The 13953-nt window shown below is 67.7% G+C and carries 11 protein-coding genes; 6 read left to right on the top strand and 5 right to left on the bottom strand.

Annotated elements, in window-relative coordinates:
• The first annotated feature begins 246 nt into the window (after window positions 1-246).
• From AC1RMY_RS09465 to AC1RMY_RS09450, 4 genes are all read left to right on the top strand, one after another.
• The gene (locus tag AC1RMY_RS09465) at window positions 247-1464 is read left to right on the top strand and encodes an ABC transporter substrate-binding protein (protein WP_492863772.1); all 1218 of its coding nucleotides are present in this window, start codon (window positions 247-249) and stop codon (window positions 1462-1464) included.
• 188 nt (window positions 1465-1652) lie between these two features.
• Window positions 1653-3536: an ABC transporter permease gene (locus AC1RMY_RS09460; protein ID WP_492864437.1), complete on the top strand. Its 1884-nt coding sequence runs from the start codon at window positions 1653-1655 to the stop codon at window positions 3534-3536.
• A complete protein-coding gene (locus AC1RMY_RS09455; protein ID WP_492863770.1) occupies window positions 3533-4303 on the top strand; it encodes an ABC transporter ATP-binding protein in 771 nt (256 codons plus the stop codon). The genes AC1RMY_RS09460 and AC1RMY_RS09455 overlap by 4 nt, the downstream gene beginning before the upstream one ends.
• A gap of 8 nt (window positions 4304-4311) precedes the next feature.
• Window positions 4312-5013, top strand: coding sequence for an ABC transporter ATP-binding protein (locus tag AC1RMY_RS09450; RefSeq protein WP_492864435.1), 702 nt, complete (start codon window positions 4312-4314; stop codon window positions 5011-5013).
• Between the two features lie 70 nt (window positions 5014-5083).
• Here AC1RMY_RS09450 and AC1RMY_RS09445 read toward each other — a convergent pair whose 3' ends face one another.
• The 5 genes from AC1RMY_RS09445 to AC1RMY_RS09425 all read right to left on the bottom strand — a co-directional run bounded on the left by AC1RMY_RS09445 (window position 5084) and on the right by AC1RMY_RS09425 (window position 11906).
• Entirely contained in the window at window positions 5084-5956 is an 873-nt protein-coding gene (locus AC1RMY_RS09445) for a UPF0280 family protein (protein ID WP_492863768.1), read from the bottom strand.
• Between the two features lie 147 nt (window positions 5957-6103).
• Window positions 6104-7636 carry a 6-hydroxynicotinate reductase gene (locus AC1RMY_RS09440; RefSeq protein ID WP_492863767.1) on the bottom strand — a complete coding sequence of 511 codons (1533 nt, stop codon included), beginning with the start codon at window positions 7634-7636 and terminating at the stop codon, window positions 6104-6106.
• Window positions 7633-10431 (bottom strand): molybdopterin-dependent oxidoreductase, encoded by a 2799-nt coding sequence (locus AC1RMY_RS09435; protein WP_492863765.1) that lies wholly within the window; start codon window positions 10429-10431, stop codon window positions 7633-7635. Before AC1RMY_RS09435 ends, AC1RMY_RS09440 begins: the two co-directional genes overlap by 4 nt.
• The gene (locus AC1RMY_RS09430) at window positions 10428-11312 is read right to left on the bottom strand and encodes an FAD binding domain-containing protein (protein WP_492863763.1); all 885 of its coding nucleotides are present in this window, start codon (window positions 11310-11312) and stop codon (window positions 10428-10430) included. Before AC1RMY_RS09430 ends, AC1RMY_RS09435 begins: the two co-directional genes overlap by 4 nt.
• A gap of 90 nt (window positions 11313-11402) precedes the next feature.
• Window positions 11403-11906 carry a MarR family winged helix-turn-helix transcriptional regulator gene (locus tag AC1RMY_RS09425; RefSeq protein WP_492863761.1) on the bottom strand — a complete coding sequence of 168 codons (504 nt, stop codon included), beginning with the start codon at window positions 11904-11906 and terminating at the stop codon, window positions 11403-11405.
• A gap of 163 nt (window positions 11907-12069) precedes the next feature.
• Here AC1RMY_RS09425 and AC1RMY_RS09420 point away from each other — a divergent pair, with 163 nt between their 5' ends.
• A complete protein-coding gene (locus tag AC1RMY_RS09420; protein ID WP_492863759.1) occupies window positions 12070-13260 on the top strand; it encodes an amidohydrolase family protein in 1191 nt (396 codons plus the stop codon).
• 13 nt (window positions 13261-13273) lie between these two features.
• A complete protein-coding gene (locus AC1RMY_RS09415; RefSeq protein WP_492863757.1) occupies window positions 13274-13861 on the top strand; it encodes an amino acid synthesis family protein in 588 nt (195 codons plus the stop codon).
• The last annotated feature ends 92 nt before the right edge of the window (window positions 13862-13953 follow it).

Below are 13953 nucleotides of genomic sequence, written 5' to 3'. Positions count from 1 at the left end.
CGACACAGCGGAGCGGGAGCGGCGCCTTCCTCGAACTTCCGTCGACTGCCAGGCCTCAAAACCGCCTCGCAACGACGCAGCCGGTGCTATTTTTTCGGCGTTGACAGTCAGTTTGGGCCTATTCAAATTCATAGGCATACAAACGAATTTGCCGGCTGACGCAGACGCGGCGGCATGCAACTGTCCACGAGCCAATCTGTCAAAGAGCCTGGGCACCCGCCACCGGGCCAGACATGGGGAACAGCGATGACGATCGACCGTCGGAGTTTTCTGGCCGGCGCTTCCGCCGGAGCCACCATCATTGCGGCGCCGGTCCTGGTGCATGCGCAAGGTGCAGGGCCCATCAAGGTGGGCGAGATCAACAGCTATACGGCGCAACCGGCATTCCTGAAGCCCTACCGCCAGGGCTGGGAACTGGCGCTCGAGCAGATCAACGCCGGAGGCGGCGTGCTCGGCCGCAAGATCGAGACGATCTTCCGCGACGATGGCGGCAAGCCGGAAGACGCGGTGCGCCATGCCGGCGACCTGATCAACGCCGAGAAGGTCGACCTGCTCTCGGGCGGATTCCTGTCCAATGTCGGGCTGGCCATCGCCGATTTCGCCAATCAGAACAAGAAGCTCTATGTCGCCTCCGAGCCGCTTTCGGATGCGATCGTCTGGGCCAAGGGTAACCGCTACACCTTCCGCTTGCGGCCCTCGACCTACATGCAGGCGGCGATGCTGGTCGAGGAAGCCGCCAAGCTCCCGGCCAAGAAATGGGCGGTGGTCGCGCCGAACTACGAATACGGCCAGTCGGCCGTGAAGTGGTTCAAGGACCTGCTCAAGAAGGCCAAGCCCGATGTCGAGTTCGTCGCCGAGCAGTTCCCGGCGCTCGGCCGCATCGACGCCGGCGCCACCGTGCAGGCGCTGGAGGCCTCGAAGCCCGACGCCATTTTCAACGTCACCTTCGGCGGCGACCTGACCAACTTCGTCCGCCAGGGCAATACGCGCGGCCTGTTCGAGGGCAGGACCGTGGTCTCGATGCTGACCGGCGAGCCTGAATATCTCGATCCGCTCGGCGCCGAGGCCCCGGTCGGCTGGATCGTGACGGGCTATCCCCATGCCGACCTGAAGACGCCCGAGCACACCAAGTTCTACGAAGCATACAAGGCCAAGTTCAACGACTACCCCCGCCTCGGCTCGATCGTCGGCTACGACACGATGAACTCGATCGCGGCCGCCCTGGCCAAGGCCGGTTCGACCGACACAGAGAAGCTCGTCGAGGCGCTGAAGGGCCTGAAATTCCCCTCCGCCTTCGGCACGGCCGAGTACCGCGCCATCGACCATCAGTCGACGCTCGGCGCCTTCGTCGGCAAGACGGCGGTCAAGGATGGCAAGGGCGTGATGGTCGACTGGAGCTATCGCGACGGCGCCAAATACCTGCCGAGCGACGCCGAGGTGAAAACGCTGCGCCCGGCGGGGTGAGGCTGAACCCGAAGTCTGGCCCATCCGTTGCCGACACCCGCAACGTCATCCCGGACAAGCCGCACAGCGGCGCCGCTCCAGGATTCATCGTAGAGCAATGAGCCTATGATGGATCCCGGGCTTCCGCTTCGCTGCGCCCGGGATGACGGCGGCGTTTCCGCGCCTGCAATTCGCACGGGACAAGCATGATCGACCTCATCCTCACCCAGACGCTGAACGGCCTGGCCTCGGCCTCGTCGCTGTTTCTCGTGGCGTCGGGGCTGTCGATCATCTTCGGCGTCACGCGCATCGTGAACTTCGCCCATGGCTCGCTCTACATGCTCGGGGCCTATCTGGCCTGGACGCTGGTCAGCCGCTTCGGTCCGGCGGATGCGCTGGGATTCTGGGGGGGCGTGCTCGCCGCCGCCGCGCTGACCGGGCTCGTGGGCGTCGTGATCGAGGTGCTGATCCTCAGGCGCATCTATCAGGCGCCGGAACTCTTCCAGCTTCTCGCCACCTTCGGCGTCGTGCTGATGATCCAGGACGTCGCGCTCGGAATCTGGGGCGCGGAGGATAAGCTCGGCCCACGCGCGCCGGGCTTCAAGAGCTTCCTCATCATCTTCGGAAACCGCTTCCCGACCTATGAGCTGTTCCTGATCGCGGTCGGGCCGCTCGTCCTGCTGATCCTCTGGCTGCTCTTCCAGAAGACGCGCTGGGGCACGCTGGTGCGGGCAGCGACGCAGGATCGCGAGATGGTCGGCGCACTCGGCGTCAACCAGCGACTGCTCTTCACCTCGGTCTTCGCCTTCGGCTCCATGCTGGCCGGCCTGGGCGGTGCGCTCCAGTTGCCCCGCGAGGCTGTGACCCTGCACATGGACCTCGCCATGATCTCCGAGGCTTTCGTGGTCGTGGTCGTCGGCGGGCTCGGCAGCGTCACGGGCGCCTATCTCGCCGCCGTCCTGATCGGCATCCTGCACGCCTTCGGCATCCTGATCTTTCCCAAGATCACGCTCGTCCTCGTCTTCCTGGTCATGGCGGTGGTGCTGGTGGTCAAGCCCTATGGGCTGATGGGCAGGGCGCCGGTCGGACATGCGCGCGGCCATGGCCCGGCCGAGCCGCTGCTGCTGCCGGCCGACCGCGCGACGAAACTCGCCGGCCTGATCGCGCTGGTCATCCTCGCGCTCGCCCCGCTCGTCACGCCCGACCACATCCTGCTGACGCTGACGGAACTCGTCATCTTCGCGCTGTTCGCCGCCTCGCTGCATTTCATGATGGGGCCGGGGGGCATGGCCTCCTTCGGCCACGCCGCCTATTTCGGACTCGGCGCCTATGGCGCGGCACTCGCTGTCAAATGGTGGGGCGCGCCGATGGAGCCGGCACTGCTGCTCGCCCCCTTCCTGGCTGGCATCGCCGGTGTGGTCTTCGGCTGGTTCTGCGTCCGGCTGTCCGGCGTCTATCTTGCCATGCTGACGCTCGCCTTCGCGCAAATCGCCTGGGCGACGGCTTTCCAATCGGTCGACCTGACCGGCGGCGACAACGGCATCCTCGGCGTCTGGCCCTCGGCCTGGGCGGCCTCCAAGACGGTCTATTACTATCTGACGCTGGTCATCTGCGCGGCGGCGATCCTGGCGCTGCGGCTGACGATCTTCTCGTCCTTCGGCTATGGCCTGCGCGCGGCTCGCGACAACGCGCTGCGCGCGGAGGCGATCGGGCTCGACGTCGTCCGCATCCAGTGGGTGGCCTTCGCAGTCGCGGCCTTCTGCGCCGGCATCGCCGGCGGGCTCTTCGCCTTCTTCAAGGGCTCGGTCTTCCCGACCTATATGGCGATCCCGCGCTCGGTCGATGCGCTGCTGATGGTGCTGCTCGGCGGCGTCCAGACCGTGTCCGGCCCGATCGTCGGCGCCTTCGCCTTTGCCGGCCTCTCCGAGCAGTTGATGAAGGCGACGATGTACTGGCGCTTTGTGCTGGGCTTGTCGATCGTGCTGCTCGTCGTGCTCTTCCCGCGCGGCCTCGTCGGGGCGACGCTGGCCCTGCGCGAACGCCGACGCAGGGAGCCCGAACCCGAAGCGGCGCTGGTGGAGGCCGGCCGATGACCAACGCCGAGCCTGTCCTGGTCGTCCGCGATCTCGCCAAGTCCTTCGGCGGCGTGCGCGCGGTCGATGGCGTCTCGTTCTCGGTCCTGCCCGGCACGATGCTGGCGCTGATCGGGCCCAACGGGGCCGGCAAGACGACCTGCTTCAACATGCTCAACGGTCAGCTTCGGCCCGATGGCGGCGAAGTCCTGCTGGCCGGGCAGCCGATCACTGGTCTGAAGCCGCGCATCGTCTGGCGCATGGGTGTCGGCCGGACCTTCCAGATCACCGCGACCTTCACCTCGATGACCGTGCGCGAGAACGTCCAGATGGCGCTGATCTCGCATGCCGGCGAGATCTGGAACCCCTTCGGTCGCGCCCGCGACCGACACCGCGACGCCGCCGACGCATTGCTCGCGCAGGTCGGTATGGAGGGCCAGGCCGAGCGCGCCTGCGGCGTCCTCGCCTATGGCGACCTCAAGCGCGTCGAGCTTGCGGTCGCGCTCGCCAACCAGCCCAGGCTCCTGCTGATGGACGAGCCCACCGCCGGCATGGCCCCGCGCGAGCGCATCGAGCTGATGGCGCTGACGGCCGAGATCGCCGCCGCGCGCGGGATCGCCGTGCTCTTCACCGAGCACGACATGGATGTCGTCTTCACCCATTCCGACAGCGTCATCGTGCTCGATCGCGGCCGCCTGATCGCCCACGGCACGGCCGAGGAGGTTCGGCAGGACCCCAATGTCCGGGCCGTCTATCTGGGCTCCGGCGCGACTTCGGGAGGGCATTGATCGTGACGATGCTCGAGATCAGCGCGCTCGACGCCTATTACGGCCGCGCCCATATCCTGCAGGGCGTCAGCTTCGCAATGAGCCGCGGCGAGGTGCTGGCGCTGATGGGCCGCAACGGCGCCGGCAAATCGACGACGATGAAGGCTGTGATGGGGCTCGTCCCGCCGGCAGGCGGCGGCGTGACCTTCGACGGCCAGCGGGTCGACGGGCGCGAGCCCTTCGAGATTGCGCGCATGGGCATCGGCTATGTGCCGGAGGATCGACGCGTCTTCTCCGAACTCAGCGTCATGGAGAACCTCTCCGTGGCGCAGCGCCCGGCCCGCAGCGACGTGCCGCACTGGACGCCGGAGCGGCTGTTCCAGCTCTTCCCCAATCTCGGCCGGATGCGAGACCGGCCGGGGGGCGCCATGTCGGGCGGCGAGCAGCAGATGCTGACCATCGCGCGCACGCTGATGGGCAATCCAAAACTCGTCCTGCTCGACGAACCTTCCGAAGGATTGGCGCCGGTCATCGTCGAGGAGATGGCGAAGACGATCCTCGCCTTGAAGAGTGAAGGGCTGAGCGTGCTGATCTCGGAGCAGAACCTGCATTTCGCTGGCAATGTCGCCGATCGTGCCGCGATCATCGAAAAGGGCATCATCCGCTTCACCGGCACGATGGAGGAGCTGAAGGCCAACGAGGCGGTCAGGACGCAGTATCTGTCGGTGTGACCCGCACATCGTTATTGCGAGCGTAGCGAAGCAATCCAGCGTCGCGCGCTATGTCTCCTGGATTGCTTCGTTACGCTCGCAATGACGGAACGCTGTCCAACCCGCCGACGCTGCGCCATTCATCCGCCAACGCGAGCAGCGCGCCCTCGATCAGGCCATCGCGCAACAGGGCTTCCGCCGTCCGCATCCCCGAAGCCAGCGCCGCAGCAATGGCCTCCGGCGAGAGCGGGCCTACATCGACCGTCACGGCGAGATCCCCGAGATCGCTGTCGGGGTCGAGTTCGCGCGCCGGCCGCCGGATCACGGCGGCATCCTGCACATTCGTCGCATTTGCAATAACGGTCGCAGCCGCATCGGCTTCGGCCGCGCTGCGCGCCAGCACCGTCGCGGCATCCGCGATGCCCCGCGAGAACGATCGTCCGCGCCAGCCGCTGGTGGCGATGCCGCGAAAATGCTGCGCAGCATTGTGCGCAGCATAAATGCGGACGGAACCCTCCGGCCGTGCCCGGGCGAGCGAGGGAACGACACCGATGTCGAGCGGATGGCCCGGCGTCACGAAGACGGCGATATCGCCGCCATTATTGACATAGGCGCGCTCCAGCCTCGGCGCGCGCGCGAGCATCGCGGCCATGATGGTGTCGGCGACAGCGCCCGCGACCGCCGCCATCGGCGTGATGTATTGCGCGCGAAAAGCCCAGCAGGCACGCGCCATCCGCTGCGCCGTCGCGCCCGTCAGGGCAGGGGGCTGGGCCCCCAGTGGCCGGCGCAGTGTCCTCAGCTCGCCGGCGAGTTGGCCGAGCAGACCGTCAAATGCCTCCTCGGCGGCGGCATAGGCGCGCTCAATGTCGGAGGGCCCGCCGAAGGCTGCGATCACGAGATCACTCGGGCCTTCCTGAAGGTGCAGGCGATTGCCCGGCAGGCGTGCGACGCGGTGAGATTTCATTGCTCTCTCGTGAAACACGCCGTCATTCTGGATGAGCCGCGCAGCGGCGCCGCTCCGGAATCCATCATAGAGCGCTGCCGGTGCCCTAGGATGGATTCCGGGTCTGCGCTGCGCTTGCGCGGAATGACGGCGAGAGGCCGATCGATTCTAGCAAATATCCCGCCGCAGCGGCCAGGGATTCTCCATGGCCCCACCCTCGATCCGGGCCTGCCCGCCATGGGAGCGCAGAACCTCCTCGACCGGCACGATCTCCTCGGCGTGGCCACCCGATGCCAGATAGAGTTCGCGCGACAAGGTGAACTCTATCGGCGCGACGAGAGCCGGTGTCGGCACATAGCCAAAGGCGTTCTTCGGCATGCGCAGCACGTCGACCATCACGGTGATGCCGCCGCCCGGCCAGACATAGACCGGCGCGCCGCCCATCGTGACCCTGGTCGTCCCCGATTGCACCGAGCGCGTCAGCAGCACCGGGTTCTCGGTAACGCCGGCGCGGAGGCTCCCGCCGGCCCCGGCCACGAAGGTCACGGTGCAGAGCGAGGGCTCGCAATTCTCGCCGATGCGCTCGACCACCTGCCGGACGGCGGAAGGCATCTCCGCCTCGACCGGAAGGAGGTTCTCGTCGAGCACGCAGTAGAGCGAATCCTCGCCCGTCGTAGAGGTCATCAGCAGCCGCATGCCCGGCCAGGCGAGGGCCGGATCGATCTTCTGGATGATCGAGAGCGGCTCGGTGATGTCGGTCCCGCCCCAGCCGAGACCGGGCTCGGCGACCTGGAAATAGCGGCCCGGCGTCGATTTGCGGCCGCGCACCCGGATGCCGGCCGGCCGCATGTCGAGCACGCGGCCGGCCTGATGTTCCGTGAGCACGCCCGTGATGTGGTCGTCGACGACGATGACCTCGTCGACATGGCCCTGCCACTGCTTGGCGAAGATGCCGATCGTGGCCGAGCCGCAGCCGACGCGCATCCGCGTCTCCGGCTTGCCGTCGATGATCGGGGCTTGGCCCGCCTGGACGACGACGCCATGGCCGCCATCGATCGTGAGTTCCACCGCCTCGCCATTGCTGAGCTTCAGCATGGCGTCGCAGGTGGCGTTGCCCTCCTTCTTGGAGCCGCCGGTGAGATGGCGCACGCCGCCGATCGAGAGCATCTGCGAGCCGTATTCGGCGGTGGTGACATGGCCGATCTGCTCGCCATTGCTGCGCACGGCTGCGGTTTCCGGGCCGAGATGCCGATCGGTGTCGATCTTCACCTTGACGCCGCAATAGGAGAAGATGCCCTCCGTCACCACCGTGACCGTATCGACGCCCTTATGCTGCGACGAGACGATGAAGGGCGCGGGCTTGTAGTCGGGATAGGTCGTGCCCGAGCCGATGCCGGTGACGAAGACGCGCTCCGCCGGCAGGATCGATCCATCCCAATCCTCGGCGTTCTCGGCAAAGGGCACGACGTGCTGCCCTTCAGTGACGGCTTCGGCCAGCAGGACCACCGGATCGGTGCGCACCAGCAGCCCGTTCTCGTTGGCATAGCGAGAGCAGGCGCCGGCGCGGCCGGGCCTGATCCGGCAGAGCACCGGGCAGGCGTCGCAGCGGACGATCCCGTCATCGCCCTCGGCCACGCCGAACTTGCGCGAGCGCTCCGCGAGGGCAGAGGCGGGCGCCGGCTGGGGGTTGAGCTCGTTCATGAACGGCCCTCCTTCTCGCGCAGCAATTCCCACAGTCGATGCGGCAGCACAGGCACCTGGCGGGGCGTCACGCCGGTCGCGTGCCGGATCGCGCCGAGGATGGCAGGCGCGGTCGGCACGAGCGCCGGCTCGCCGATGCCCTTGGCGCCGGAGGGACCGAGCGGCTCGGGATCCTCGACCAGGATGATGTCGATCGGCGGCACGTCGCCCGCCGTCGGGATCAGGTAATCGTGCAAGTTCTCGGTGCGGCCGGGGAGGTATTCCTCCAGCAGCGCCAGCCCGATGCCCTGGGCGATGCCGCCATGGATCTGGCCCTCGACCAGCATCGGGTTGATGGCCCGGCCGACGTCATGGGCCGCGACGATGCGGTTGAGCTTGATCGTGCCGAGATCGAGATCGACATCGAGCGAGGCGATCTGGGCAGCGAAGCCATAGGTCGCATAGGGCACGCCCTGGCCGTTCTCGTCGAGCGGGACGGTCGGCGGATCGAAGCTGCCGATACCTTCGAGCACGGTGCCGTCGGCCCTGGCGGGCAGGGCGGTAAGGTCGATCGTCGCCGCGACGCCGTTCTCCTCGACCCGTACGGTCGTGCCGTCGAGCGAGAGCCTCGCCGCCGGGCCGGCATTGGTCAGCCGGAGGATCTCGGCGCGCAGGGCGCCCGCCGCCTGTTCGGAGGCTTTGCCGGAAACGAAGGTCTGGCGCGAGGCGGAGGTCTTGCCGGCGTCGAAGGTGCGGAAGGTGTCGCCGATCACCAGTTCGAAGCGCTCGACCGGCAATCCCAGCGCATCCGCTGCGATCTGCGTCAGCACCGTGGTCGAGCCCTGGCCGATATCAACCGCGCCGTTCCAGAAGGTCAGGCGGCCATCCTGCGACAGCGTCACCCGCATGGTAGAGGGGTTGGACATGCCGGTATTGCCGATGCCGTACCACATGCAGCCGACACCGACGCCCCGCCGGACACGGCCTTCGCCGGCATTGAAAGCGGCAGCATCCGCCAGCAGACGCTCCCAATGCGGCTTCAGCGCCTCCAGGCATTCGGCCAGCCCGGCGCTGGCTTGCAGGACTTGCCCGCAAGGCGTCGTATCGCCCGCGCGGATCGCGTTGAGCAGGCGGAATTCGAGCCGGTCGATGCCCGCCGCCGCTGCGAGATCATCGAACAGGCTCTCCTGCGCAATCGCCGCCTGCGGCACGCCGAATCCCCGGAAGGCCCCGGAGGGCGGCCCATTCGTGTAGACGGCGCGCGACAGGTTGCGGACATGCGGCACCTTGTAGGGTCCGGTCGCATGCACGGGAACGCGCCCAGCGACTGTCGGCCCCCAGGAGGAATACGCGCCGGTGTCGAAATCGCCGTCCATCGCATAGGCGACGAGCCGGCCCTCGGCATCGCAGCCTGCCTTGGCGGTGATCGAGGAAGGGTGGCGCTTGGTCGAGGAGATCATCGATTCGATCCGCCCGAAGATGCAGCGAACCGGCCGGTCGAGCACCCAGGCCGCGACCGCCAGCATCGGCTGCAGCGAAACGTCGAGCTTGCCACCGAAACCGCCGCCGCAGGCCGAGGGCAGGATGCGGACGCTCTCCAGCGGCAGCCCGATGACACGCGCGACCTCGTCGCGGTCCATATAGGGCGCCTGCGTGCAGGCGAAGACCTCAAGCGTATCCCCGACGCGCTTTGCATAGCCGGCTTCGGGCTCGATATAGGCGTGCTCGACGAAGCCCGTCTCGAAGGCGCCTGTCGCGATATGGGCGGCCTGCGCGAAGCCGGCCTCGACATCGCCGCGCTCGACGCGGCCGCGCGTCAGCACATTGTCGGCTACGAAATCATGCAGGGTGAAGGCGGTCTCGGCGAGCGCGGCCTTGCTGCCGATCATCGGCGGCAGCGGCTCCCACGAAATCGGGAACTCGTCCATGCGCACGGCCTCGACCGCTTCCTTCTCGCCGACGATGGCGAGCACGCATTCGCCACGATAGCGCGTCTCGCCTCTCGAGAAGACCGGCTGGTCCTTGAGATGCGGATAGATGCCGAAGGAGTTCTCGCCCGGCACGTCCTTCGCCGTAAAGACGCGCACGAGTCCCGGCCGGGCCGCGACGAAGGCGTCGAGATCGCCCAGCGTGAAGCGGGCGCGCGGATGGGGTGAGCGCATTGCGCGCAGCCAGAGCGCATCTTCGGGCGCGGCGTCGCTGCCATAGATCTCCGTCCCCGCGACTTTGGGTTTGCCGTCGAGACGGGCGATGCGCGTGCCGATGGCCGAACCGGCTTCGGGCGTCGCGGCAGAGGCAAGCGTCGCTTCATCGCCGAGAAAGCGATGCGCGCCACACACCGCTTCCACGATCTTGAGATAGCCGGTGCAGCGGCAGAGCACGCCGCCGACTGCATCCAGGGCTTCCTGCTCGCCCGGCTGCGGATTGCGCTGCAGCAGATCGTAGGCTGCCATCAGCATGCCCGGCGTGCAGATGCCGCACTGGGCCGCGCCATGGGCATGGAAGGCCTTCTGCAACGCCAGACCCAGCGCATCCTCGCCAAGCCCCTCGACCGTCATGATCTGGCACCCGGCAATCTGCCCGACCGGAACGAGACAGGCGCAGGCCTGGGCCTTGTCGATCAGCACGGTACAGGCGCCGCAATCGCCGGCATCGCAGCCGACTTTGGTGCCGGTCGCGCCGAGTTCGCTTCGCAGGGCTTCGCTGAGGCGCGTATCGGCGGCATTGCGAAGAACGACCGCGCAGCCGTTCAGGCTGAAGCCGATGGCGTCGCCGGCCAGGGCCGGGGCGAGGGCGGAGCGGTCATGAATATTCACGCTGCAACCTCCAGCGGCGAAGATAGTACGCCCGCCAGCGCCCGGCGCACCAGCACGAGCGCGGCATCCTTTCGGTAGGCGGCGCTGGCGCGGACGTCGTCGATCGGAGAGAGCGCGGCGAGATCGTCGGGTGAGACGGTTTCCGCCAGGGCCGGCGTCGGCTCTTCGCCGAGAAGCCGTTCCTCCAGGTTGGTCAAGCGCTGCGGGGCGGCCGAGCAGGCGCCGACCGCGATGTCGGCCGACACAATCCGGCCAGCCTCGTCGGTTGCGACGACCGCTGCGACGGATGCGATCGAGATCACCAGATAGGTCCGGGCGCCGAGCTTCAGGAAGGTCGAGCGCGCCCGCTCCGGCTGCGTCGGCAGATGGATCGCCACCATGATCTCGTCCGCGGCCAAGGCCGTCCGGCGGTTGCCCAGCACGAATTCGGACAGCGGCAGGCGCCGGTGACCGCGCAGGCTGGCCAGTTCGACCACGGCCCCCAGCGCCAGCAAGGGCGGCACGCCATCCGCCGCGGGCGAGGCGTTGCAGAGATTGCCGCCGATGGTGCCGCGATTCTGAATCTGCACGCCGCCGACCTGTCGGCTCGCCTGCTTCAGCGCCTCAAATGCGGCGGGCAGCTCCGCCTCGGTGACGGCGCTCCAGGTCGCGGTCGCGCCGATGCGTGTGCCCCCAGCGTCATGTTCGATACCGCCGAGTTCCGCCACGGCGGTGAGATCGAGGATGTCGCGGCTGAAGGGCTCGAACCAGGCCGTGCGATGCGTCCGCAGCGGGTAGACGTCCGTGCCGCCGGCCAGCACCGTCACAGGCGAGGAGCCGGCGGTCTCCGCCCGCAGCGCGAGCGCCTCATCCAGCGTCCGGGGTCGAAGGTAGCGCGTCATGGCCCGCTCCTGGGACGGCTCAAGAACCTCGCTGATTATTGTTAGTATACAAACAAGGTGGTGCAAGCGGATTTTGCAGGCAGACCCTGCTCAATCGAGACGCGCCAGCAGCCCCAGCAGGCGCTCCGCTTCTTCCCGCGACAAGGGCGACAGGGTCGCCGCCGTGATCGCCCGTGCCTTCTCGATCAAGCCCGGCATCGCCTCCAGCCCCTTGGCCGTGAGACGGACGCGCACGCGGCGCTGATCCTCTGGATCGGGACGGCGCTCGACGAAACCGCGCTCGGCTAGCCGCGCGATCACGCCCTTGATCGTGGCCGGGTCCATCGCGGTCATGCGGCCGAGCTGGTTCTGAGAAATTTCCTCGCCGCCACTCAGTTTCGCCATCGCGGCGAATTGCGTCGGGGTCGGGCCGTCATCGCCCATGATCCGCTGGAAGATCGCGATATGGCGCTGCTGGGCGCGGCGCATCAGGAATCCGACCTGCTCGTCGAGCACGTAGTCCGGTGTCGCGGCCGTCGTTTTGCGCTGCCGCGGTGCAGCATCGGCAGCGGGCTTGCCCACCGCCTCGGCGTTGCTGCTCTGCCTGCCCGTCATCGTCCGCATTCGCCCCCTCGGCGCTCCCTGCAAGCGGCGACTGGAAGGGCCGAGCCCTGCCTCTTGCCAGCCGCTGCGGCGCTGTCCATGATTGTTATTACACATGCAATCGCCGCTTGTCCCCTGGCGCGGGATCGGCAGCTGTTCCGATACGGAGAACCAGATGGCTCACGAGGTCGCGGTCGGTGCCGCCAAGGGCAAGCTGGTGGTCCGCAATATCGGGCTCCTGCTTTCGGGCGATCTGTCGAAGCCGATCCTCGACGCGGACGCGATCGTTGCCGTCGACGGCCGCATCGCTGCGGTCGGCAAGGCTGCCGATCTCGATCTCTCCGGCGCAGACACGACCATCGACGCCAAGGGTTCGCCGCTCTCTCCCGGCCTGATCGATTCCCATTGCCACCCCGTCTTCGGCGACTGGACGCCGCGCCAGAACCAGCTCGGCTGGATCGAGATGGGCGTAAATGGTGGCGTCACCACGCTGGTTTCGGCCGGCGAGGTGCATCTGCCCGGCCGGCCGAAGGACGCGGTCGGCGTCAAGGCGCTCGCCGTCACCGCGCAGCGCTGCTTCCAGAATTTCCGACCGGCCGGCGCCAAGGTCATCGCCGGCGCCCCCGTCGCGGAACTTGATTTCGGCCGTGAGGTCTTCGAGGAGCTGAAGGCGCTCGGCATCCGACATATCGGCGAGATCGGCCTCGGCACCGTCGCCAAGGGGCCGGATGCGAAGCGCGTCGCCGACTGGTGCCGCGAGATCGGGCTCGAGACCATCATGCATACCGGTGGGCCGTCGATCGCCGGCTCGCATTTCGTCAACAAGGACGATGTGCTGGAGGCCCAGCCCGACGTCGTCAGCCACATCAATGGCGGGCCGACCTCGATCGCCCATGCCGACATCCGCATCCTCTGCGAGAAGGCGAAGGGCGCGCTCGAAGTCGTCCATAACGGCAACGAGAAATCGGCGCTGGTCGCGCTGGAAGCCGCGCTCGCGGCGGGCCGCCTGGCCGATGTGCTGATCGGCACCGACGCGCCGGCGGGCTCCGGCGTGCAGCCCAACGGCGTGCTGCGGATGATCACCTTGCTGGCGAGCCTCGGCAATCTGCCGACCGAACAGGCCTTCTGCCTCGCCACCGGCAATGTCGCGCGCAAGCGCTCCCTCGATGCCGGGCTGATCGCGCAGGGCTATCCGGCCGATTTCGTCTTCCTCGACAAGCCGCAGCATTCCTCCGGCAAGGACCTGCTGGAGGCGGTGTCGCTCGGCGACATCCCGGGCATCGGCATGGTCGTGATCGACGGGCTGGTCAGGACCGGGCGCTCGCGCTCGACGCCACCGTCCCACACCGCTCCCGTCCTGCTGTGAGGAGATGCCTCCGATGAGCGATCTGATCGAGATCCGCCGCATCCAGACCACGGTCGAGGAGATCTTCCACGAATTCGGCCCGCTGCCTGGCCGCACCGAGCGGATCGCCTCGGTCTGCGCCGTGCTGACCAATCCTTATGCCGGCCGCTACGAGCCCGACATCCTGCCGATGATGGAGGCGCTGAAGGGCGCCGGACTTGAAATGGCGACGCGCTGCCTGAACGCGCTCGGCGGCGATCCGCAGACGGTCGAGGGGTACGGCAAGGGCGCGGTCGTCGGCTCGGCCGGCGAGTTGGAGCATGGCGCGCTCTGGCATGTGCCGGGCGGCTATGCGATGCGCGAGATCCTCGGCAACGCCAAGGCGATCGTGCCCTCGACCAAGAAGGTCGCAGGGCCGGGCGGCCGCATCGACATCCCCGTCACCCATATCAACGCTTGTTATGTGCGCAGTCATTTCGGCGCGGTCGAGGTCGGCGTGCCCGGTTCGCCTCAGGCCGACGAACTGGTCTTCATCCTGGTGATGACGACGGGTGCGCGCATCCATGAGCGCGTCGGCGGCCTGCGGGCCGACCAGATCAGCGTCTGGGATGGGCAGCGGTGATGATCTTGCTCGCCCTATCGGAATCCCGCGCGGGGAACCGTCTCCCGGAGGGAGAGGGTAGGGTGAGGGGTCGGCCCGTCGACGCTTTGGCT

It is taken from the genome of Allobosea sp. GW822-FHT03F07 (assembly GCF_058801345.1).
This window is presented reverse-complemented; position numbering and strand designations above follow the sequence as displayed.

Excerpts from the sequence above, each read along its gene's own strand:
- AC1RMY_RS09465 (WP_492863772.1), top strand. The coding sequence starts at position 247 with ATGACGATCGACCGTCGGAGTTTTCTGGCCGGCGCTTCCGCCGGAGCC.
- AC1RMY_RS09455 (WP_492863770.1), top strand. The coding sequence starts at position 3,533 with ATGACCAACGCCGAGCCTGTCCTGGTCGTCCGCGATCTCGCCAAGTCC.
- AC1RMY_RS09450 (WP_492864435.1), top strand. The coding sequence starts at position 4,312 with ATGCTCGAGATCAGCGCGCTCGACGCCTATTACGGCCGCGCCCATATC.
- AC1RMY_RS09445 (WP_492863768.1), bottom strand. The coding sequence starts at position 5,956 with ATGAAATCTCACCGCGTCGCACGCCTGCCGGGCAATCGCCTGCACCTT.
- AC1RMY_RS09440 (WP_492863767.1), bottom strand. The coding sequence starts at position 7,636 with ATGAACGAGCTCAACCCCCAGCCGGCGCCCGCCTCTGCCCTCGCGGAG.
- AC1RMY_RS09430 (WP_492863763.1), bottom strand. The coding sequence starts at position 11,312 with ATGACGCGCTACCTTCGACCCCGGACGCTGGATGAGGCGCTCGCGCTG.
- AC1RMY_RS09425 (WP_492863761.1), bottom strand. The coding sequence starts at position 11,906 with ATGACGGGCAGGCAGAGCAGCAACGCCGAGGCGGTGGGCAAGCCCGCT.
- AC1RMY_RS09420 (WP_492863759.1), top strand. The coding sequence starts at position 12,070 with ATGGCTCACGAGGTCGCGGTCGGTGCCGCCAAGGGCAAGCTGGTGGTC.
- AC1RMY_RS09415 (WP_492863757.1), top strand. The coding sequence starts at position 13,274 with ATGAGCGATCTGATCGAGATCCGCCGCATCCAGACCACGGTCGAGGAG.